This window comes from Cupriavidus sp. YR651 (assembly GCF_900101625.1).
In the GTDB taxonomy this organism is placed as follows: Bacteria; Pseudomonadota; Gammaproteobacteria; order Burkholderiales; family Burkholderiaceae; genus Cupriavidus.
Genome location: NZ_FMYZ01000008.1, coordinates 1 through 18,979 on the forward strand (window position 1 = coordinate 1; position 18,979 = coordinate 18,979).

General features: G+C 67.6%; 16 protein-coding genes. 15 read left to right on the top strand and 1 reads right to left on the bottom strand.

The features are described from left to right. Positions 1-492 precede the first annotated feature (492 nt). The 13 genes from BLR29_RS21020 (at position 493) to BLR29_RS21080 (ending at position 16,355) form a co-directional block, all read left to right on the top strand. Positions 493-879 carry an OsmC family protein gene (locus tag BLR29_RS21020; protein ID WP_092139192.1) on the top strand — a complete coding sequence of 129 codons (387 nt, stop codon included), beginning with the start codon at positions 493-495 and terminating at the stop codon, positions 877-879. Positions 880-1,315: 436 nt separating this feature from the next. Continuing rightward, positions 1,316-2,137, top strand: a complete 822-nt coding sequence (locus tag BLR29_RS21025; RefSeq protein ID WP_092139194.1) for a hypothetical protein — start codon at positions 1,316-1,318, stop codon at positions 2,135-2,137. Positions 2,138-2,499: 362 nt separating this feature from the next. After that, positions 2,500-3,132 (top strand): response regulator transcription factor, encoded by a 633-nt coding sequence (locus BLR29_RS21030; protein WP_092139196.1) that lies wholly within the window; start codon positions 2,500-2,502, stop codon positions 3,130-3,132. Then, positions 3,129-3,509, top strand: a complete 381-nt coding sequence (locus BLR29_RS21035) for an Hpt domain-containing protein (RefSeq protein ID WP_092139198.1) — start codon at positions 3,129-3,131, stop codon at positions 3,507-3,509. Before BLR29_RS21030 ends, BLR29_RS21035 begins: the two co-directional genes overlap by 4 nt. A gap of 175 nt (positions 3,510-3,684) precedes the next feature. Beyond that, positions 3,685-4,656: a DedA family protein/thiosulfate sulfurtransferase GlpE gene (locus tag BLR29_RS21040; protein ID WP_092139200.1), complete on the top strand. Its 972-nt coding sequence runs from the start codon at positions 3,685-3,687 to the stop codon at positions 4,654-4,656. A 100-nt stretch (positions 4,657-4,756) separates the two neighbouring features. Next, entirely contained in the window at positions 4,757-7,540 is a 2,784-nt protein-coding gene (locus BLR29_RS21045) for a hypothetical protein (RefSeq protein ID WP_092139202.1), read from the top strand. 132 nt (positions 7,541-7,672) lie between these two features. Next, positions 7,673-8,689 (top strand): LLM class flavin-dependent oxidoreductase, encoded by a 1,017-nt coding sequence (locus BLR29_RS21050; protein ID WP_092139204.1) that lies wholly within the window; start codon positions 7,673-7,675, stop codon positions 8,687-8,689. 298 nt (positions 8,690-8,987) lie between these two features. Beyond that, entirely contained in the window at positions 8,988-10,979 is a 1,992-nt protein-coding gene (locus BLR29_RS21055; protein ID WP_092139206.1) for a sigma-54-dependent Fis family transcriptional regulator, read from the top strand. Positions 10,980-11,193: 214 nt separating this feature from the next. Then, positions 11,194-12,252 (top strand): ATP-NAD kinase family protein, encoded by a 1,059-nt coding sequence (locus tag BLR29_RS21060; protein WP_092139208.1) that lies wholly within the window; start codon positions 11,194-11,196, stop codon positions 12,250-12,252. Between the two features lie 49 nt (positions 12,253-12,301). Next, the gene (locus tag BLR29_RS21065) at positions 12,302-13,303 is read left to right on the top strand and encodes a thiamine pyrophosphate-dependent dehydrogenase E1 component subunit alpha (protein WP_092139210.1); all 1,002 of its coding nucleotides are present in this window, start codon (positions 12,302-12,304) and stop codon (positions 13,301-13,303) included. Between the two features lie 34 nt (positions 13,304-13,337). Then, the gene (locus tag BLR29_RS21070; protein ID WP_092139212.1) at positions 13,338-14,354 is read left to right on the top strand and encodes an alpha-ketoacid dehydrogenase subunit beta; all 1,017 of its coding nucleotides are present in this window, start codon (positions 13,338-13,340) and stop codon (positions 14,352-14,354) included. Then, positions 14,354-15,469 carry an acetoin dehydrogenase dihydrolipoyllysine-residue acetyltransferase subunit gene (locus BLR29_RS21075; RefSeq protein WP_092139214.1) on the top strand — a complete coding sequence of 372 codons (1,116 nt, stop codon included), beginning with the start codon at positions 14,354-14,356 and terminating at the stop codon, positions 15,467-15,469. Before BLR29_RS21070 ends, BLR29_RS21075 begins: the two co-directional genes overlap by 1 nt. A 145-nt stretch (positions 15,470-15,614) precedes the next feature. Beyond that, complete coding sequence (locus BLR29_RS21080) at positions 15,615-16,355, top strand: lipoate--protein ligase family protein (protein WP_092139651.1); 741 nt, start codon at positions 15,615-15,617, stop codon at positions 16,353-16,355. A gap of 269 nt (positions 16,356-16,624) precedes the next feature. Here BLR29_RS21080 and BLR29_RS21090 read toward each other — a convergent pair whose 3' ends face one another. Beyond that, positions 16,625-17,413, bottom strand: coding sequence for a DUF3047 domain-containing protein (locus BLR29_RS21090; RefSeq protein ID WP_092139218.1), 789 nt, complete (start codon positions 17,411-17,413; stop codon positions 16,625-16,627). A 146-nt stretch (positions 17,414-17,559) separates the two neighbouring features. Here BLR29_RS21090 and BLR29_RS21095 point away from each other — a divergent pair, with 146 nt between their 5' ends. Together BLR29_RS21095 and BLR29_RS21100 are read left to right on the top strand one after the other, a co-directional pair. Beyond that, on the top strand, positions 17,560-17,784 hold the full coding sequence (locus tag BLR29_RS21095) for a hypothetical protein (protein WP_092139221.1): 225 nt from the start codon (positions 17,560-17,562) through the stop codon (positions 17,782-17,784). Positions 17,785-17,947: 163 nt separating this feature from the next. Continuing rightward, positions 17,948-18,895 (top strand): polysaccharide deacetylase family protein, encoded by a 948-nt coding sequence (locus BLR29_RS21100; protein WP_255371346.1) that lies wholly within the window; start codon positions 17,948-17,950, stop codon positions 18,893-18,895. Positions 18,896-18,979 lie beyond the last annotated feature (84 nt).

The following is an 18,979-nucleotide window of genomic DNA, read 5'->3' on the forward strand; positions in this document are numbered from 1 at the left end:
CGAACATGTTTTACTGTGCGAGCACTGATAACTTTTGAAGCATTCCGAAGACCGAAGCCTTCGGCGCGTTCGCCATCAAGCGCCCACACTTATCGGTTGTTTGGTTGTTAAAGAACTTGCGCATCCGGCTTTGCCGTCTGCGTCGCTGCGTCGTTTGCGTCAGCAGCAGAGAAACGAGATTATGAAGAACAACCTGCGTTTCGTCAACAGGGCAGCGAAGTTTTTTTCGCTTCGGTCAGCGCCGCATTCCTTCGCGACCCCAACCCCCATCCACCCCGCAACCCTTGCCAGTGCTGCCTTGCAGCGGCGGTTTGTGTTGCGAGGGGGCGAATATTAAGGGACTCTTCCGCGACTGGCAAGCCTTTTGTCATCAAACCTTTAAGATTTTATGAGAGAGCCGATTCCGGCACATCAGCCATCCCTTCAAACCCATCTGTATAGAATCAGGTTTCCCGGGCCGATTCCGCCCATCTACGCAAGGAAAGCATCCCTATGACTATTGAAGCGACGTGGCTCGCCAATTCCGGCTCCAGTGTTTGCGACCTCCGCAATGGCACCGCCCATTGGCGAGCCGACCTGGACGCGCCCGCGGGCGACGCCTCCCTGCCTAATCCGCACGATCTGCTCGACTCCGCGCTGGCCGCGTGCACGACGCTCACTCTGCAGGTGTACGCCAAACGCAGGGGCTACGATCTGCAGGAGGTCCGGGTAACCGTTCAGCACGAGGAAGCCACCGGTAGCTACAAGTTGATGCGTACGGTGGAGCTTCGCGGCGAACTTGCACCCGATGTGCGCGAAGACTTGCTCCGCGTTGCCAACAAATGTCCGGTGCACAAATCCTTGTCCGCCCAGATCTCCATCGAGACGACGCTGACCTGATCGCATTGATCCATTGACTCCGCAAATGATAATCGTTATCATTTGAATCCTCGGGTTTTGACACGACCTGAGTCAGCAAATGGGTTTCCGGACACTTCACGCGTCCGGCCTTTTTTCCTTCTGTCGTTCGCGCCCTCCCGCCCCCTCACTCCCCAGGCCCTTCCGCCAGACGCATCGCCGTCATCATCCTGCCCCACTACGCGCGCAACGTAGTCCCGCAACATCCTTCGGCAGCGCGCGCCAGAAATTGCCCACATTCGCATCCCCAATCCATTCGGGGCGACTTCCGGCTTTGTTCGCTGGCCCACGAACGTCGTGTGACAAGGGGAGCCAAGCGCCACTCGCGCGCGTTGTTGGCACGTCTGACGCGGCTTACCATGAAGCCAAAAGAAAACATTGGCAGCAAAAGCAGGGATCGCATTGGAGCGGGGACATCTTGGCGAATTACTTCGAAGAGTATTGCGCGCGCATTCGGCGAGGCGGCGCGCGGGGCGTGACGGACAAGCCCGTGGCGGTAGATCAGGACGGTACCTACACGATGACCTACGTACCGTTCGAACACCGGAATGACAATGCCCGCCTGGTGCTGGTGAGTACGACACCTGGTCACACGCATGTTGCGCTGGCCGCGTCCGTGACCGAGGAACTGATTCGCGCGCGCGCGCCCGGCCGGACGATCCAGCGGGAAAACAAGCGGCGTGTCGAACTGGGCGGACGGCTCGTGCGGCCAAACCTGATACGAATGCTTGACCACTTCCGAGTGCCGGAACTGATTGGTCAGCCCCACGCCGCCGCGTTATGGAACGACGGCTTCGACCTGATCCAGCCCCTTGCCTTGCTGCCTTTTGCGACGACCCGGCACGGCCTGGCCTTCAACGGCCCGCTGGACGAGCTGATCGACGTACCCATGCTGCGCGCGATCTTCGACGCGCACTTCCTCGACCGACTCGCGCAGTGCCGGCCGGGCGCCCTGTACATCGGACTCGGCCGCACTGCCTGGGCTGGCCTCCGGCATGCGGCCGGCCTGGGGTTGCTCGACCGGCTTCAGTTGCTGGGCATGATGCCGGTCCCTGCGAAGGCAGGCAGCATGGTGCGCTACTTCCTGCGGGAGATTACGGAGCGCGACCTGTCCCCCAACGATCCGGTGCGGCATCGCATTGCCTGGCTCGATGCCGCCCACGAGGAAATGGAAGCCGGCGTCCGGCGCCTGCGCACGCCGCCCTCCCCAGCCAACCACCCGGATCGCCTGACTGCCTGATCCCCCGGCCCACCATAAAGTGCGGCAAACCCCACCTAAGAGGGGATGAGCAGCGTAGCGGTGTGCCGATAACTCTCCTTGAGGATCTGACCTCCTCGCATTCCCGATTTGCGGCCCCCGTTGTGCGCGGAGGGCCGCGATTTTTTTGTGCGATCGGGCGCGATCGGAACCAATTCAGACCACCTCCACCGCAACTGCGGAAATTTCCCACAAGCATTGCGGAAGCGTCGCATTATCGGCGCGTCGTTGTCTCCCTATACTGCCGGGTCATGTAGGACCCAGGTCATCCCCGATGGCGCTTCCACGGCGCCATCCATGCCGTCATCGCATCGCAACGGGGCTTGCCATCACCGCAGCAAGGCATGACAACCATTCTGATCGTCGATGATCATCCCGCGCTGCGGCTGGCGCTGCGCGCGCACCTTTCGCAATTGCTGGGCGTAAAGGTCCTGCTCGAAGCCGACAATGGCCAGAGCGCCATCGACGTGGTGCGCCGCCACAAGCCGGATCTGGTCGTCCTGGACCTCGACATCCCGCGGATGAGCGGGCTCGACGCCGCACCCCGCATGCTCGCCATCCACCCCGGCGTACGCATCCTGGTGCTGACCGCCCAGGACGCCACGCCCTTCGCGGCACGCGCGTGCCAGGCCGGCGTACATGGTTTCGTCAGCAAGACGCAGGACATGAATGCCATCGTCCGATGCGTGGAGAGCGTGCTCGGTGGCTTCACCGTCTTCCCGAGCGTGGGCAACCGCGATGCCCCGCGCGATGACCGCATGGTCAGCGACGACGACGGCCTGCGAAAGCTCTCCGACAAGGAAGTGGTCATCCTGCGCATGCTCGCGCGCGGAATGACCAACAAGGCCATCGGCAGCGCACTGTTCATCAGCAACAAGACTGTCAGCAGCTACAAGACGCGAATCATGACAAAGCTGCACGCCGAATCCCTCGTGGACCTGGTCGATTTCGCGCGGCGGTGCCGGCTGATTCCATGACGCCACGTGGCGCCCCGTCGATGCTGACCGCAGCGGAGCGCGCGGCAATGGGGCCCGCGCTGGTCAACGCGGCACGCGACGACGTCCTGCTGTACCGCATGCTGCTGACGCGCCTGATGGACACCAACGCCGCCGATCTCGCCAACTTGCGCCGTGCCGCCGCCCTCCGGGACTGGGCGGGTGTGCAACGCAGCGTGCACCGGCTCAAGGGCAGCGGCGCCCTGGCGCGCTGCACCACCGTTGTCGTCGCCGGCAAATCCCTGGAATCCGCCGCCCGGCAGGGCAAGGCCGCCGTCGTGCAGGCACTGCTGCCGCGCTACATCGCGATCGTGACGGAATTCAGCGATGCGCTGGCCGGCTTGCGCGCGGCGCCGTGAGCGACGCTCCACCCCCAAACCGACGTCTCGCCCCCACCACATTCAAGGATTTTGAAGATGCTGTCCGGACCGGGAACGTGCACTGCCAGCTTGCCACTGGCACACTGTACGTCTATCCCGGCAGCGCCCCCAATTCGCCGCCGCAGGACCAACAACTACTGGCTGGAGATTTGTCGTGGGTGATTTGCAGGGCTTGCTGGACGGCCACGGGCTGCTGCTCGTGTTCCTGAGCGTGCTGGCCGAACAGGCCGGGCTCCCGGTGCCGGCCTATCCAATGTTGTTTCTCGCCGGCGCACTGTCGATGCAGGAGTCCGGCCCGTCCATCGGCGCGGTGCTGTTTGCCGTCGTCAGCGCCTGCCTGATTGCGGATACGGCCTGGTACTTCACCGGCAAGCGGCTGGGACAGCCAATGCTGCGCACCATCTGCCGCGTTTCCATTTCGCCCGATACCTGCATCCGCCAGACGCAATCGCTGTACCTGCGGGTCGGTCCGCGCTCGCTGGTGTTTGCCAAGCTGCTGCCGGGTGCCGGCGCCCTGTCGACGGCGATGGCCGGCATGACCGCCACGCCGTTGCCCACCTTCCTGTTCTACGACGCCCTCGGCTCCCTGGTCTGGGCCGGCGGCGCATTGCTGGCCGGCGTGGTGTTCAGCGATTTCGTCGATACGATCCTGGCGGCGTTCAGCACCTACGGCCATATCGCCGTCCTGGTCGTGATTGGCGCGTTCGCGCTGTTCATCGCCTGGCGCTTCTGGCTGCGTTGGCGCCTGCTGCGCCGCACCGGCCGGATTCCGCGCATGACGGTCATGGAACTGGAACAGCGCCGCGTCGCGGGCACCCTGCCGCTGGTCGTGGACGTCCGCGCGCACGGAGACACTCCGTTCGAACGCATTCCCGGGGCCGTGGTGATGGAACTGCATGCGCCACTGGAAACCCTCGGCGAGCACCCCGCCTCCGACGACATCGTCATCTATTGCGCCTGCCCACACGAAATGTCGGCGGCCGTGCTGGCCGAACGGCTGCGCAAGGCCGGCTATCCCAAGACGTGGGCGCTGGCGGGCGGATTCGACGAATGGAAACGCCTGCAAGGCGCGCTGCCGGACGCGCCACCACCGGCTGACGCCCCGAAGCGGGCCGCCGCGCACTAGCAGGAGCACCGCCGGGCCATTGCGCGCGGCGCACACGGCCCTTCCCTATCAACCGCCGCTTCCTATACTTGGCCCAGACCGTTTGTGCGCGGAGGGCTGCATGCCAGGCGAAGACCATGGTTGGGAAGACGAGGCCCTGCGCGTGGCGCACCGGCGCCGTGCGCTGGAGATTCCCGCGCAACCGGGCGGGCGCACCGGCAACTGGGCGATCGCCCTGTCGGGCGGCGGCATCCGCAGCGCCACCTTCTGCCTTGGCGTGATGCAGGCGCTGGCGGAGGCACACCTGGCGCCCGCCGCCGAACCACCCACCCCCACACCCACCCCCACACCCACCCCCTCACCGCCAGCCCCCATCCCGGGCACGCAATCGCTGCTTGCGCAATTCGACTACCTGTCCACCGTCAGTGGCGGCGGCTACCTCGGCGCGTTTTTCGTCAGCCTGTTCATCCCCGGCCGGCTGCGCCGAGGCACCAGTCCGGTTCAGGCGGCGCAGGACGCCTATCGCACGCTCCAGTACGAACCGCCCGGGCGCATCCGCACCGCGGTGTCCTATGCCGATGCGCCCGGCCGGGCCGCCGTCGCCTGGCTCCGCGAAAACGGCCGCTACCTGACACCCACCGGCGCGGGTGACAACCTCTATGCCGCCGCCATCGTCGTCCGCAACTGGCTGGCCATGCAATACGTCATCGGCAGCGCACTGCTGGTTCTGCTGGCGGCGCTGGCGCTGGGGCTGCACCTGGCCACCGGCACCTGGCCCGACCTGGGCCGAAGCGAGATGGATCTGCTGCATGACGCCCGCCAGGCTTTCAATGAAGGCCAGCTGGCGGTCTGGTGGAGCGAATTGCTGTGGCTCCCCGTCGCGTCGGCGCTACTGCTGGCCGTGCCTCCGGGCATCGCGTACTGGCTGGTCTACCCGCGCTCGGACGATCCACGCCAGCCCGCGCGCGTGCTCAACAACGCCGTCCTGCTGGCCGCGCTGATCGGCGCCGCCTTCCTGGCCGCGGCCTGGTGGTTCCAGCGGCTGGAGCCCTCCCTGCACCTGGCCTACGCGTGCCTGGCGGTCGGCTTGCTCGCGTGGACCGGTGTGGCAACCTGCCTGGTCATGCTGATGCCTGCACCGCGCACGGTGGCGATGTACCGGGTCCGCGCGACGCGTGCGCTGCGTGGCGCGATGACCGTCACGGCGGCGCTGGCCGCCCTGGGCATTGCCGATTCCGCGGCACGCACCTGCTATCTCTACAGTCACGTCGCGACGCATCCGTGGGCCGCGATCGGCCCGGCAGGCGCGCTCGGCGGCCTCGTCTGGCTGGTGCGCTACGGCGCGACGCTGCTCGACGACGGCCACAAGGGCGCTGTCGATTCCCCGTTGCGCGCCCTGCTGTCGCGGCTGCCGATCTCGCTGCTGGCCGGCCTGCTGGCGGCGCTGCTGGCGCTGCTGGTGTTTGTGCTGTGGTCGTGGATCGTCCTGTGGGTGCGCTGGGATGGCGGCGAGCCGGTGGACTGGCTGGTCTTCGGCAAGGCCTGGACCACGCCGGCACTGGCCACGCTCACCCTGCTGACCCTGATGATGGCGGTCGTGGTCGGGCGATTCGCGGGCTTTCTCAACTTGTCGACGCTGCAGTCTTTTTACGCGTCGCGGCTGACGCGTGCCTACCTGGGTGCATCCAACGGCAACCGGTTCAGCACGCCGCCGGGCGCGCGCGAAATCCCCCAGCGCTTCAGCGTGGCCGAGCCCGCGCCAGATGACCAGCTGAGCCTCAACGACTACTACGATCCCCGCGTGCTCGCGCCCCTGCACCTGATCAACGTCACGCTCAACCTGACCGTGGACCCGGCCGAGCAACTGGTCCAGCGCGACCGCAAGGGCAAGCCGCTTTGCTTGTCGCCGGGCGCGGCGCTGGTGCAGCCGGGCACCGCGCAACAGCTGCCGGCCGATACCTACGCGCGCTTCACCGTCGATGGCCAGCTCTGCTGCGCGATGTCCCAGGGCCAGACCGGCGCGCCGCGCCGCGCTGGCGAAATGGCGCAGGCCCGCACCGTCGGCGACTGGATGGCGATCTCCGGCGCGGCGATTTCCACGGGCCTCGGACGCGCCTCCACGCTGGGCACGTCCTTGCTGCTGGGTCTGGCCAACTTGCGCCTCGGCGTCTGGTGGCCGTCGTGCATGGCGGACGGCATCCCCTGCGGCACCGCCAACGCCGGACGCGGACGCCTGCGCGGCCCCGTCGGCACCGAGCGCCGCAACCGTCCGGCCACGAGTGCCATCGCGGAGATCTTCCGCACCCAGTACTACCTCGCCTGCGAACTCTCAGCGCGCTTCCACGGCACGCGCCGCGGCTGGCAATACCTGTCCGACGGCGGCCATTTCGAGAACACCGGCGTCTATGAACTCCTGCGTCCGGAGCGCCGCGTCGCCCTGATCGTGCTGTGCGATTGCGGCTGCGACACCGACTATCGCTTCGGCGATCTTGCCAACCTGATCCGGCTGGCGCGCATCGACTTCGGACTCGAGATCGCCGTCGACACCTCAGCCGCGCTCGACCCGGTGCTCGGTGCTGTCTTCGGCACGTCCGACGATTTCGCGGCGGACGCAGACGCCGAACGCCTCGAAAAGGTCGGGCTGCTGCTGAACGTCTACGAGGCCGGCCAGGCTGGCGCGCCGGATGGCCCGCCGGTGACGCGCATCGTGCTGCTGAAGCCGCGTCTGACGCCGTCCGCCCCTGCGGACGTCCGCCAGTATGGCGCCGTGCATCCGGATTTCCCGCAGGAGGGCACCGCCGACCAGTGCTTCGACGAAGCCCAGTGGGAAAGCTATCGCGCGCTGGGGTTCACCATCGGCCGCCGCGTGGCCAGCGGTGCCGTGGCGCAGCGCCTGTTTGCCTAGTGCCCTGGCGCGCCGGAGTCCCCACGCGCGTCATGGCTACTGTGTGGCCGTCAGCACGATTCACCGGGGGTCACTACCATAGCCCGTCCCCGTAGCCACATACCGCGCGGCCCAGCCCGCGCATCGCACCCGATGATCCCCTATTCCCTGCTCGACCTTTCACCGATCGTGGAAGGCAGCGATGCCGGCCAGGCCATGCGCAACACGCTGGACCTGGCCCGACACGCGGAACAGCTCGGCTATCGCCGCTTCTGGCTGGCCGAGCACCACAACATGCCGGGCATCGCCAGCGCGGCCACGGCCGTGCTGATCGGCTACGTCGCCAATGGCACGTCGACGATCCGCGTTGGCTCGGGCGGCATCATGCTGCCCAACCACTCGCCGCTCGTGGTGGCCGAGCAGTTCGGCACGCTGGCCTCGCTCTACCCGGGCCGCATCGACCTGGGCCTGGGCCGCGCGCCCGGCACCGACCAGTCCACCGCACGTGCGCTGCGGCGCCAGCTGAGCCAGGATTCGGCCGATACCTTCCCGCAGGACGTGGAAGAACTGCAGGCCTACTTTGACGATGTGCGGCCCGGCCAGCGCTTGCGCGCGGTGCCCGGCGCCGGGCTCAAGGTGCCGCTGTGGCTGCTGGGCTCCAGCCTGTTCAGCGCGCAACTGGCGGCGGCGATGGGCCTGCCGTTTGCGTTCGCCTCGCATTTCGCGCCGGGCTTCATGCGTCAGGCCGTCGACCTGTATCGCCGCACGTTCCGTCCGTCCGAACAGCTGGACCGCCCGCACGTGATGCTCGGGCTCAATGTGTTCGCAGCCGACACCGGCGAGGAAGCCCGCCGCCTGTTCAGCTCCCTGCAGCAACAGTTCCTGGCGCTGGTGCGCGGCTCGCCGGGTCAGCTCAAGCCGCCGGTGGATGACATCTCGCTGCTGTGGGATGCCAGCGAGGCCGATCACATCCGCCGTTCACTGGCCTGCTCCGTGGTGGGCGATCCCGCCGCGATGCGCGATGGCATCCAGCGTTTCGTCGACGACCTGCGTCCGGACGAACTGATGCTGACCGGCCAGATCTACGACCATGCGGCGCGGCTGCGATCGTTCGAGATCGCGGCCAAGGCGGTGCGCGCCTTGTCACTGTCACCGACGCAACTGGCCTGAGCGCGTCACGGCGCAGACAGGTGTCGACATCGGACGTCGACATCCCGCGCCAACGTAGCAGTCACCAACCAGCCGCGGCCATCGCCGCGGCTTTTTGCTTTCCGCCGATAACACTGTGCCGAACGGGCCGCCCGGGCGCGCAGGCAGCATCGGGTGCCGGGCCCACCACATCGCTGCGTCGCAGCAGTGCCTTCGCGCGCAGACGCGCCTTACCAATCGCCGGCGGCTCGGATACATTAGAAAGCCCGCGACGCCACCCGCAATGTACGGACCGGTGCGCGCTGACTAGGAGACAGCGATGGACCTGCGGCAACGTGCGCACATCGACACCGTATTCCAGGCCACCGGCATCGCCCCGCTCGCCGCGCCCGGCGTGGCGCACGATGCCATCATCCAGAGCTCCTGGCGCCGCTGCGTGCACCAGTACGGGCTGGACCCGTCCCGCATGCAGGCGGCGCGCATCCTGCCGCAGATGCGGCTGCGTGAACATCAGCAACGGATCGACGATTTCGCGCGCATCGCCCGGCACGGCCTGGAAACCCTGCACGGGCAGGTCGCCAGCATGGGCTACGTGGTCCTGCTGACCGATGCGCAAGGCGTCACCGTCGACTACCTGGGCGATGCCAACACTGACACCAGCCTGCGGCGTGCGGGCCTGTACCTGGGCGCCGAGTGGAGCGAAGCCGGCGCCGGCACCTGTGCGGTCGGCACCGCGCTGGCGACGGGGGAAGCACTGACCGTGCATCAGGCGGATCACTTCGACGCCACGCATATTCCGCTGACCTGCACCGCCGCCCCATTGTTCGATTCGCACGGCACGCTGCACGCCATCCTGGACATCTCGGCCCTGACGTCGCCGGTGGCAAAGGCCAGCCAGGGCATGGCGCTGCAGCTCGTCAGAATCTACGCGGCCCATATCGAGAACGCCAACTTCCTGCGCGTGCACCATCGGGACTGGATCCTGCGCCTCAATGCGTCGCCGGAGTTCGTGGACGTCGATCCGGAATACCTGGTCGCACTCGATGCTGGCGGGAAGATCGTTGGCCACAATCGTCCCGCGCAACGGCTGCTCGCCGCCGAACTGCAGGCGATGCGGCGCGATGTGCCAGTCCTCGGCCAGCCATTCGAGGCACTGTTCGGCGCGCGGCTGGAAGACCTTGGCCGCTTCATCTATTCGCGTCCGAGCGAGCAACGGCGGCTGGCGCTCAATCGCACGGGCGCCCTGCTCTACCTCAGCGTGCTGCCGCCGGCGATGCGATGGCCCGTCGGGGCCGCGGTCGATGCCGAGGCGCCCGCGCTGCTGCCCGCACCGCTGGCGGCGCTGTGCGGCGGCGATCCGGCGTTGCGGCAGCAACTCGAGCGCGCGGCGCGGCTGGCGGACTCTCCGCTGCACCTGCTGATTCAGGGCGAAACCGGCAGTGGCAAGGAGTTCTTCGCCAAGGCCTTGCATCAGGCCAGCGCCCGCCGCGACCAGCCCTTCGTGGCCGTCAACTGCGCGGCGATCCCCGAGACGCTGATCGAATCCGAGCTGTTCGGACATCTGCCGAACAGCTTCTCCGGCGCGGGGCCGCGCGGCCGTCGCGGACTGATCCAGGAAGCCGACGGCGGCACGTTGTTCCTCGACGAAATCGGCGACATGCCGCGCGAACTGCAATCGCGCCTGCTGCGGGTGCTGGCCGAGGGCGAGGTGCTGCCGGTCGGCGCCGCGCGTCCCGTGCCGGTGCGGCTGCGCGTGATCTCCGCCACACACCAGCGGCTGGAGCAACTGGTGGCCGAGGGACGCTTCCGCGAGGACCTGTTCTATCGCCTCAACGGCGCGCGCTTCACGCTGCCGCCGCTGCGCGAACGTCGCGACCTCGACTGGATGATCGACAAGCTGCTCGGCGATCCGGCCGTGATGCTGTCCCCTGCCGCACGGGTGCAAATGCATCGGCACCGCTGGCCCGGCAACCTGCGCGAGCTGCGCAACGTGCTGGAGTACGCGCGCGCGGTCTGCCGCGATGGCTGCATCGACCTGCCGGATCTTCCGGATGGATTTGCCGGACCGGCGGCAATTTCGGCCGATCCGGGCGAATCCCCGGCGGCGACGGCGCCCGCGCAACCCTGCCAGCCGGCGTTCGACCCTCACCACCTGCCGCCGGAGGGCATGCTGCTGATGCAGTACCTGCGCGCGTCGGGCTGGAACCTGAGCGCCGTGGCGCGGCAAATCGGCATCAGCCGCATGACGCTGTACCGCCGCATGGCGCGCTACGGCATTGCGTCGCCAAACCAGCGCGATACACACCACTGAGTCACCACCGAGCCACCACCGAGCGATCCGCGATACGACTGTCCACGCTCCGATACAGCTGACCTGTGACACCTGTCACAGGCAATGCCCGCCAACCGGCGTCGGACGGGGAATTCCTGCGGGTTAGCCCTGACGTTTTCCCCGCCTGACCGCGCGCCGCGCACTGGCACAGCCGTTGCAATACCCCTGTCGACAACCACGACAGGAGACACGCATGGCAGATGCCGCCCACGCTGGCCCGCCGCGCGTCGGCATCATCGCCAATCCGATCTCCGCGCGCGATATCCGCCGCATCATCGCCAATGCCAACAGCCTGCAGCTGGCGGATCGCGTCAATATCGTGTTGCGCGTGCTGGCGGCGCTGGCCGCATGCGGCATTGCCGAGGTGCTGATGATGCCGGACCGCGAGGGCCTGCGCGTCATGCTGGCGCGGCACCTGTCGCGGCGCCAGGGACCGGACGCGGCGCTGCCCGCCGTCACCTACCTCGACATGCCCGTCACCGCGCGCGTCGACGATACCTTCCTGGCCGCGCGCCGCATGGCCGAGGCAGGCGTGTCCGCCATCGTCGTGCTGGGTGGCGACGGCACGCACCGCGCCGTGGTACGCGAATGCGGCGCCGTGCCGGTGGCCGGCCTGTCTACCGGCACCAACAACGCCTTTCCCGAAATGCGCGAGCCGACGATCACCGGCCTCGCCGTCGGCCTCTACGCCACCGGCCGCGTGCCGCGCGACGAGGCGCTCCAGTGGAACAAGCGGCTCGACATCGCCATCGACCGCGCCGATGGCGCCGCGCGGCGCGACATCGCGCTGGTCGATGCGGTCATTTCGCGCGAGCACTTCGTCGGCGCCCGCGCGGTCTGGAAGACCGACACCCTCGCCGCGCTCTATGTGGCCTTTGCCGATCCGCAAGCCATCGGGCTGTCGTCGATTGCCGGACTGCTGGAGCCGGTCGGCCGGCATGAAGCCGGCGGGCTGGCCGTGGAAATCGCCGCGCCGGGCGCGGGCGAATTCGATCTGCGCGCGCCGATCGCTCCCGGATTGATGGCCACGGTGCCTATCGCCGGCTGGCACCGCCTCTCGCACGGCCAGCCACATCGCGTGAGCCAGCGCAGCGGCATCGTCGCGCTGGACGGCGAACGCGAGCTTGCCTTCGACGCCAGCGACACCGTCACCGTCACGCTGCGCGAGCGCGCCTTTCCCAGCATCGACGTGGCCGCCTGCATGCGCCACGCCGCGCGGCACCGCCTGATGCGCATACCGCCACCCCCGTAACCACCCATAGCCACTCATAGCCACTCGTAGCCCCACCAAGGAGATCACCATGACAGCACCCTCGTCACAGACCCCGGGCGCACTGCCGCTCGACAAGGAAACGCTGCTCAGCGTCTACCGCAAGATGCGCACGATCCGCGATTTCGAAGAGCGCCTGCATGTCGACTTCGGGCGCGGCGACATCCCCGGCTTCGTCCACCTGTACGCCGGCGAGGAAGCGGCCGGCGTTGGCATCCTGCACCACCTGGGCGACGGCGATCGCATCGCCAGCACGCACCGCGGTCACGGACACTGCATCGCCAAGGGTGTGGACCCGGTGGCGATGATGAAGGAGATCTACGGCCGCAAGGGCGGATCGTGCAACGGCAAGGGCGGGTCGATGCATATCGCCGACCTGTCCAAGGGCATGATGGGCGCCAACGGCATCCTGGGCGCCGGCGCACCGCTGATCTGCGGCGCGGCGCTGGCCGCCAAGTTCCGCGGCAAGGGCGAGATCGGCATTACCTTCGTCGGCGATGGCGCGTCCAACCAGGGCACGTTCCTGGAAAGCCTGAACCTCGCGGCCGTGTGGAACCTGCCCGTGATCTTCGTCATCGAGAACAACGGCTACGCCGAATCCACCGCGCGCGAGTACGGCACCGCCGTGGACAGCTACGTGGACCGCGCGGCCGGCTTCGGCATTCCCGGTGTCACGGTGGACGGCACCGACTTCTTTGCCGTGCACGAAGCGGCCGGCGAAGTCATCCGCCGCGCGCGGGAAGGCGGCGGCCCCTCGCTGCTGGAATGCAAGATGATCCGCTTCTATGGCCACTTCGAGGGCGACGCGCAGACGTATCGCGCGGCGGGAGAACTCGACGACATCCGCGCCAACAAGGATTGCCTGAAGCAGTTCGCGCGCATCGTCACTCAGGCCGGCGTGGTCTCGCGCGAGGAACTCGACGTCATCGACCGCGAAGTCGCCGCGCTCATCGATCACGCCGTGCAGGAAGCCAAGGCCGCGCCGCTGCCCGGCCCCGAAGACCTGCTGACCGACGTCTACGTGAGCTATTGACCGGCCGCCCCACCCTACAGACAAGGAGACAACCATGGCGCGCAAACTGAGCATCAAGCTGGCGATCAACGAGGCGATCGATCAGGAAATGACCCGCGACCCCACCGTGATCATGCTGGGCGAGGACATCGTCGGGGGCGCCGGCGCCGACGGCGAGAAAGACGCCTGGGGCGGTGTGCTGGGCGTGACGAAGGGCCTCTATGCCAAACATGGCGACCGGCTGCTGGACACCCCGTTGTCCGAATCCGCCTACGTCGGCGCGGCGATTGGTGCCGCCGCATGCGGCATGCGACCGATTGCCGAACTCATGTTCATCGACTTCATGGGCGTGTGCTTCGACCAGATCTTCAACCAGGCGGCCAAGTTCCGCTACATGTTCGGCGGCAAGGCCGAAACGCCCGTGGTCATCCGCGCGATGGTCGGCGCGGGCTTCCGCGCGGCCGCGCAACACAGCCAGATGCTCACGCCGCTGTTCACCCACATCCCGGGGCTCAAGGTGGTGTGTCCCTCGTCGCCGTACGACACCAAGGGCCTGCTGATCCAGGCGATCCGCGACAACGATCCCGTGATCTTCTGCGAGCACAAGAACCTGTACGGCCTGGAGGGCGAGGTGCCGGAGAGCCCCTACGCGATTCCGTTTGGCGAAGCCAACATCCTGCGCGATGGCAAGGACGTGTCGATCGTGACCTATGGCCTGATGGTGCATCGCGCGATGGACGCCGCCGCCACGCTGGCCAGGGAGGGCATCGAGGCGGAAGTCGTGGACCTGCGCACGCTGTCGCCGCTGGACATGGAGACCGTGCTGGAGACCGTCGAAAACACCGGCCGGCTGGTGGTGGTGGACGAAGCCAGCCCGCGCTGCAATATCGCCACCGACATCGCCGCGCAGGTGGCACAGCAGGCGTTCGGCGCCCTGAAGGCAGGCATCGAGATGGTGTGCCCGCCGCACACGCCGGTGCCGTTTTCGCCGGCGCTGGAAGACCTCTATATCCCCAGCGCCGCGCAGATTGCCGACGCCGCGCGCAAGACCATGAAGGGAGGAAAGCACTGATGACCACGGCCATTACCCCGATCGTCATGCCCAAGTGGGGCTTGTCGATGAAAGAAGGCACCATCAACGCGTGGCTGGTGGATGAAGGTGCCGAGATCGCCGTCGGCATGCCGATCCTGGACGTGGAGACCGACAAGATCGCCAATGCGGTGGAAGCGCCGGACGCCGGCACGCTGCGGCGCAAGGTGGCCGATGCGGGCGACGTGCTGCCCGTGAAGGCCTTGCTGGGTGTGCTGGCGCCAGCGGGAGTCAGCGATGCGGAGATCGATGCCTATGTCTCGTCCTATCAGACGCCGGCCGACGAGGACGATGGCGCGGAGGCGGCGCCGGCCTACCAGTTCGTCGACGTGGACGGGCTTCGCATCCGCTACGCGCGCCGGGGCAACCCCGATGGGCCGACCGTGCTGTTCCTGCACGGATTTGGCGGCGATCTGGACAACTGGCTGTTCAACCTCGACGCGCTGGCGGACCATCACACCGTCGTCGCGCTGGACCTGCCCGCGCATGGGCAGTCCTCGCCCAGGCTGGCCGGGACGACGCTCGCGCAGCTAGCCGCATTCGTCGCCCGCTTCATGGATGCGACGGACATCGGCGCCGCGCACATCGTCGGCCATTCGATGGGCGGCGGCATCGCGGCGCAGCTCGCGGTGGACGTGCCGGATCGCGTGCTGTCGGTGGCGCTGATCTCCCCGGTCGGGTTCGGTGACGAGGTGAACAACGCCTACACCGAGGGCTTTGTCAGCGCGCAGTCGCGGCGCGACCTGAAGCCCGTCGTGGAGCTGCTGTTCGCCGACAGCGGACTGGTCAGCCGGCAGATGCTGGACGACCTGTTGCGCTACAAGCGGCTGGACGGCGTGCCGGAGGCGCTGACATCGCTGGGCACCAGCCTGTTCGCCGACGGCCGCCAGCGCGAGCAACCCGGGCAGCGGCTGGCGGAGACCGACAAGCGCGTGCTGGTGATCTGGGGCAAGCAGGACCAGATCATCCCGAGCGCGCACGCTGCCCATGCGCCGCCAGGCGCCACGGTGCAGGTGTTCGACGCGGCGGGCCACATGAGCCAGATGGAGAAAGCCGGTGACGTCAACGCGCTGCTCAGGCGGCATATCGACGGCTGAGCGGGAATGCCGGCGCCGCGCCGAGCGCGGGGCGCCGGCCCGGTCTGCGCGGCGGGCGCGGAAACACGTGATCCGCGTGGAGAATGCGTGGAGAATACCGGGATCCGCCGGACGCCGGCACGAGGCCAAGCTGAGCCAAGCCACCATGCCCTTTACCTTCATCGACCCCGATCCCGGCGAAGCCGATCCGCTGCAGGGCGAACTGGCGCTGCTGGACCACGCGGCCAATACCGGGCCCGTGGCGCAGTTGTGGGAAGCACCGTTGTCGCTGGTCATTCCGCGCAGCTACCTGCGCCAGCCCGGCATCGAGGCCGTGCGGGCCGATTTCGCGGCCAGGGGCTGCCCGGTGTGGCTGCGCATGTCGGGCGGCGGGCTGGTTCCGCAGGGGCCCGGCATCCTCAACGTCAGCCTGGCCTATGCGGTGCCGAAGGGCGCAGCCACGTGGATGGAACCCGTCTACCTGCACCTGTGCGAGGTGCTGGCCGACGGCCTGCGCCAGGTCGGCGTGGATACGCATTGGCAGGCCGTGGAAGGATCGTTCTGCGACGGGCGCTACAACCTGGCCTGGGGCCCGGCCGATGCGGCGCGCAAGATCGCGGGCACGGCCCAGTACTGGCGCCGCGCACCGGCTGCCGTGCAGACGCCGGACGGCCAGCGGCATCTGGTGCTGGCGCACGCGATCCTGCTGGTCAGCGCGGACCCGGTCGAAATCAACGCGCGCGCCAACGCGTTCGAGGCCGCCATCGGCAGCGGCCGCCACTATGACCCGGCCAAGGTCGTCAGCGTCAGCGAGGCGGCGGGTATCGACAACGACCCTGACCTCACGCACCGCGTCATCACGGCGCTCCGCGACGCCGTATCACGGACTCCGCCGCCCGGCCTTTGAAGACTGAAGTCGAGGCTTGATGGGGTGGCTTGCTGGCGACGCCTGCATCTGCAGCACGCACTTGGAGGCGCTATAGAAATGAAGCGAAGCGGTTCTGGCTAGGGCGGAGCAGGGGTTTCGGATCGCACGCGATCCGCCTGCGTAGCGGCATGCGCCTGCTGGCGCATGCGCGCCCTGCAAGGGCGCGGCCGCAGACACCATACAAGTGGTACGGCAAGCGAATGTGGCAAAACCCGGCAACGACGCCAGAATCTTTTTGATAGTGCCTCCTACGGCGCGGGCTTGAAACGAAGATCGCCGTACCAGGCGCGGGCGATCGCGCCAGTGTTGTCCGTATCGGTCATCAGGCCGTAGCCCACCAGCTTGCCGGGCTTTTCGTGGAACACGCGCTGGAAGTCCGCGCTCACATTGCGACGCAAGGTCTGCCACTTGCCGGCATCGCCGGACGCTCCGGACACCACGATCATCTGCACGCGGCTGGTGTGCGGATTGGCGATGACCGTCCCCGGCGGGGCACTGTCGGTCCAGATATACATCAGCGTGGCATAGGGCAGCTTCTCGCCGACCGCACTGGCGGCCAGACTTTCGGCGCGGTCGCCGAAGGAAAGATTGCTGCTTTCGCCCTCGAAGAAGAACACGAGCCGCGCCGGCGCATCCTCGCGGTCGCCGACGCGATTGTCGGCATTGGGAATCGGCGCGGCGACCTTCCAGCGCCATTTGACGACGGGCGTCCTGGCCAGGTCGACATCGCCTTCGTGGATCAGGCCGGACGCCGCGCCGTTGGCGTCGGCTTGCAGCACCGTGTTACCTTGGTCGGCCACCAGCGTATAGACGGTGAGCGCCTTGCCGTGGACCACGGGCTTGTTCTCCCAGCCAGCCGGCAACGGCCCGCCGGGCTTGCCTGCGGAAAACGCGACGCCAGGGTCGGCCGCCTGCGCGGGCATGCCAGCCAGCGCCATCGCACAGGACAGGATTCCGGCAAGAAGACCGGACGCGGGGCGCGGCAACCAGCCGCGGCATTCAGGGCGGCATTGCGGGCGAAGCAGGGTGACCGGCATGGTGGCTGGCTTCCTTGTGGATGTCGGTGGATGTGTCAACTGCACCATTGTAGGAAGCCGATCCCGCGCGCGCCGTGAGGCGTCGGCCGAAAGCCCATTCAGACGGGCACTGACAAGCGGAAGATCTTCAGGAACGGGAAACGGGTATGGACGTGCTGCTGGGCGCGATCGGCTGGCTGGTCGTCGAACTGATCTTCTACGGGCTGTTCTACGCGATCGGCTGGGCGGTGATCAAGGCCATCACGCTGGGTCGCCATCCGGGGCCATGGCGCGGGCTGGAGAGCGTGGTCGATGCCGAGTACGTGGCGCTGGCGGGGCTGCTGTTCACCATCGGGGCGATTGCGCTGACGTTCTGGTGGGCCACGCACTGAAGACGTCACCAGCCCCGGCATCAGGTTAGTCCAACGTCACTTCGCACAGTTGCTTACAACTGGGGCACGGCATCGATGCGTGCCGATGGTAAGGTGCTGCCTCGCGTGGCCGGTCCGGCAGACAGGGCCGCCCGCAACTCCTTTTGTCGCCCCCGCTTACTGCATGCTTTATCCCCCTGATCGACCGATTATCGGCGCGGTGCGCGCCATGCTGGCCGCTGCTGTTGTCCTGGCAACCTCCGTGGTTGCCACACCCGCCTTTGCCGAAGGGCCTGTCACGGCCATCGGCCAGGCCAGCGACCCGTTCGCGGGCATCCGCCCGGTCGCGCTGGCGAGAGTGCCGGACGCCGTCCCCAGGATCCCGCCGCTGCGCTTTCTGCTGACGTTCGACGATGGCCCGGACAGCGGCCCCGACGGCAGCACGCCCCTGATCCTGCGCCAGCTGGCCGACAACCCCGTCGCGCCCGGGATCAAGGCGATCTTCTTCGTGCAGACCGCCCATCCCCGCCGGGGCGGCGGGGCCGATGGCCAGGCGCAGATGCGCGACACCTGCGCCGCCGGCCACCTGCTGGCCGTCCACAGCGGGCTGGCCAGCGGCCATGTCTCGCATACGAAGCTGTCCCCGTCGGAGCTGGCCGCGTCGCTGCGCTCGGGCGAGACCGACATCGCCGCGCAATGCCGTCACGTCGCGCAACTGGTGCGGCCGCCCAACTGGGCCTACAACGAGGAAACCGAGTCCGTGTACCGGCAGCTTGGCCTGGGCATGCTGATGTCGGACGCCAATGCGCGTGACGGCAAGATCTACGGCTGGCATATCAGCCTGCGACGGCGCTCCCATATGGTCAGCGAACTGGAGCAGGTGGGTCAGGCCATCGGCACCCATCGGCTGCAGCCGGTGAACGGCGTGATCCCGGTGGTGGTGAGTTTTCACGACACCAACGATTTCACGGCGTCGCACATGACCGAGTATCTGCAGATCCTCGTCGATGCCGCGCGCGAAAATGGCTTGCCGCTGGCCAATCCGCCGTTCTACACCGACACCCGCGCCGCCGAACGCGCCGCTTTGGTGCGTGCCAGGGGCGGGGTCTATGCACGCGAGAGCTGGCCCTGAGCGATGGGCATCCCCTGACGCGTGCGGGGCCATACAGGTTTGGCGCGGAAGTGCTACGCTATCCGCCCGTGGTGCCCTAACCAG

What these genes read in the sequence shown, in the direction of transcription:
- BLR29_RS21090 (WP_092139218.1), bottom strand. Translation starts at nt 17,413, where the DNA reads ATGCCGGTCACCCTGCTTCGCCCGCAATGCCGCCCTGAATGCCGCGGC.
- BLR29_RS21070 (WP_092139212.1), top strand. Translation starts at nt 13,338, where the DNA reads ATGGCGCGCAAACTGAGCATCAAGCTGGCGATCAACGAGGCGATCGAT.
- BLR29_RS21080 (WP_092139651.1), top strand. Translation starts at nt 15,615, where the DNA reads ATGCCCTTTACCTTCATCGACCCCGATCCCGGCGAAGCCGATCCGCTG.
- BLR29_RS21055 (WP_092139206.1), top strand. Translation starts at nt 8,988, where the DNA reads ATGGACCTGCGGCAACGTGCGCACATCGACACCGTATTCCAGGCCACC.
- BLR29_RS21020 (WP_092139192.1), top strand. Translation starts at nt 493, where the DNA reads ATGACTATTGAAGCGACGTGGCTCGCCAATTCCGGCTCCAGTGTTTGC.
- BLR29_RS21060 (WP_092139208.1), top strand. Translation starts at nt 11,194, where the DNA reads ATGGCAGATGCCGCCCACGCTGGCCCGCCGCGCGTCGGCATCATCGCC.
- BLR29_RS21100 (WP_255371346.1), top strand. Translation starts at nt 17,948, where the DNA reads ATGCTTTATCCCCCTGATCGACCGATTATCGGCGCGGTGCGCGCCATG.
- BLR29_RS21030 (WP_092139196.1), top strand. Translation starts at nt 2,500, where the DNA reads ATGACAACCATTCTGATCGTCGATGATCATCCCGCGCTGCGGCTGGCG.
- BLR29_RS21075 (WP_092139214.1), top strand. Translation starts at nt 14,354, where the DNA reads ATGACCACGGCCATTACCCCGATCGTCATGCCCAAGTGGGGCTTGTCG.
- BLR29_RS21065 (WP_092139210.1), top strand. Translation starts at nt 12,302, where the DNA reads ATGACAGCACCCTCGTCACAGACCCCGGGCGCACTGCCGCTCGACAAG.
- BLR29_RS21095 (WP_092139221.1), top strand. Translation starts at nt 17,560, where the DNA reads ATGGACGTGCTGCTGGGCGCGATCGGCTGGCTGGTCGTCGAACTGATC.
- BLR29_RS21035 (WP_092139198.1), top strand. Translation starts at nt 3,129, where the DNA reads ATGACGCCACGTGGCGCCCCGTCGATGCTGACCGCAGCGGAGCGCGCG.
- BLR29_RS21045 (WP_092139202.1), top strand. Translation starts at nt 4,757, where the DNA reads ATGCCAGGCGAAGACCATGGTTGGGAAGACGAGGCCCTGCGCGTGGCG.
- BLR29_RS21050 (WP_092139204.1), top strand. Translation starts at nt 7,673, where the DNA reads ATGATCCCCTATTCCCTGCTCGACCTTTCACCGATCGTGGAAGGCAGC.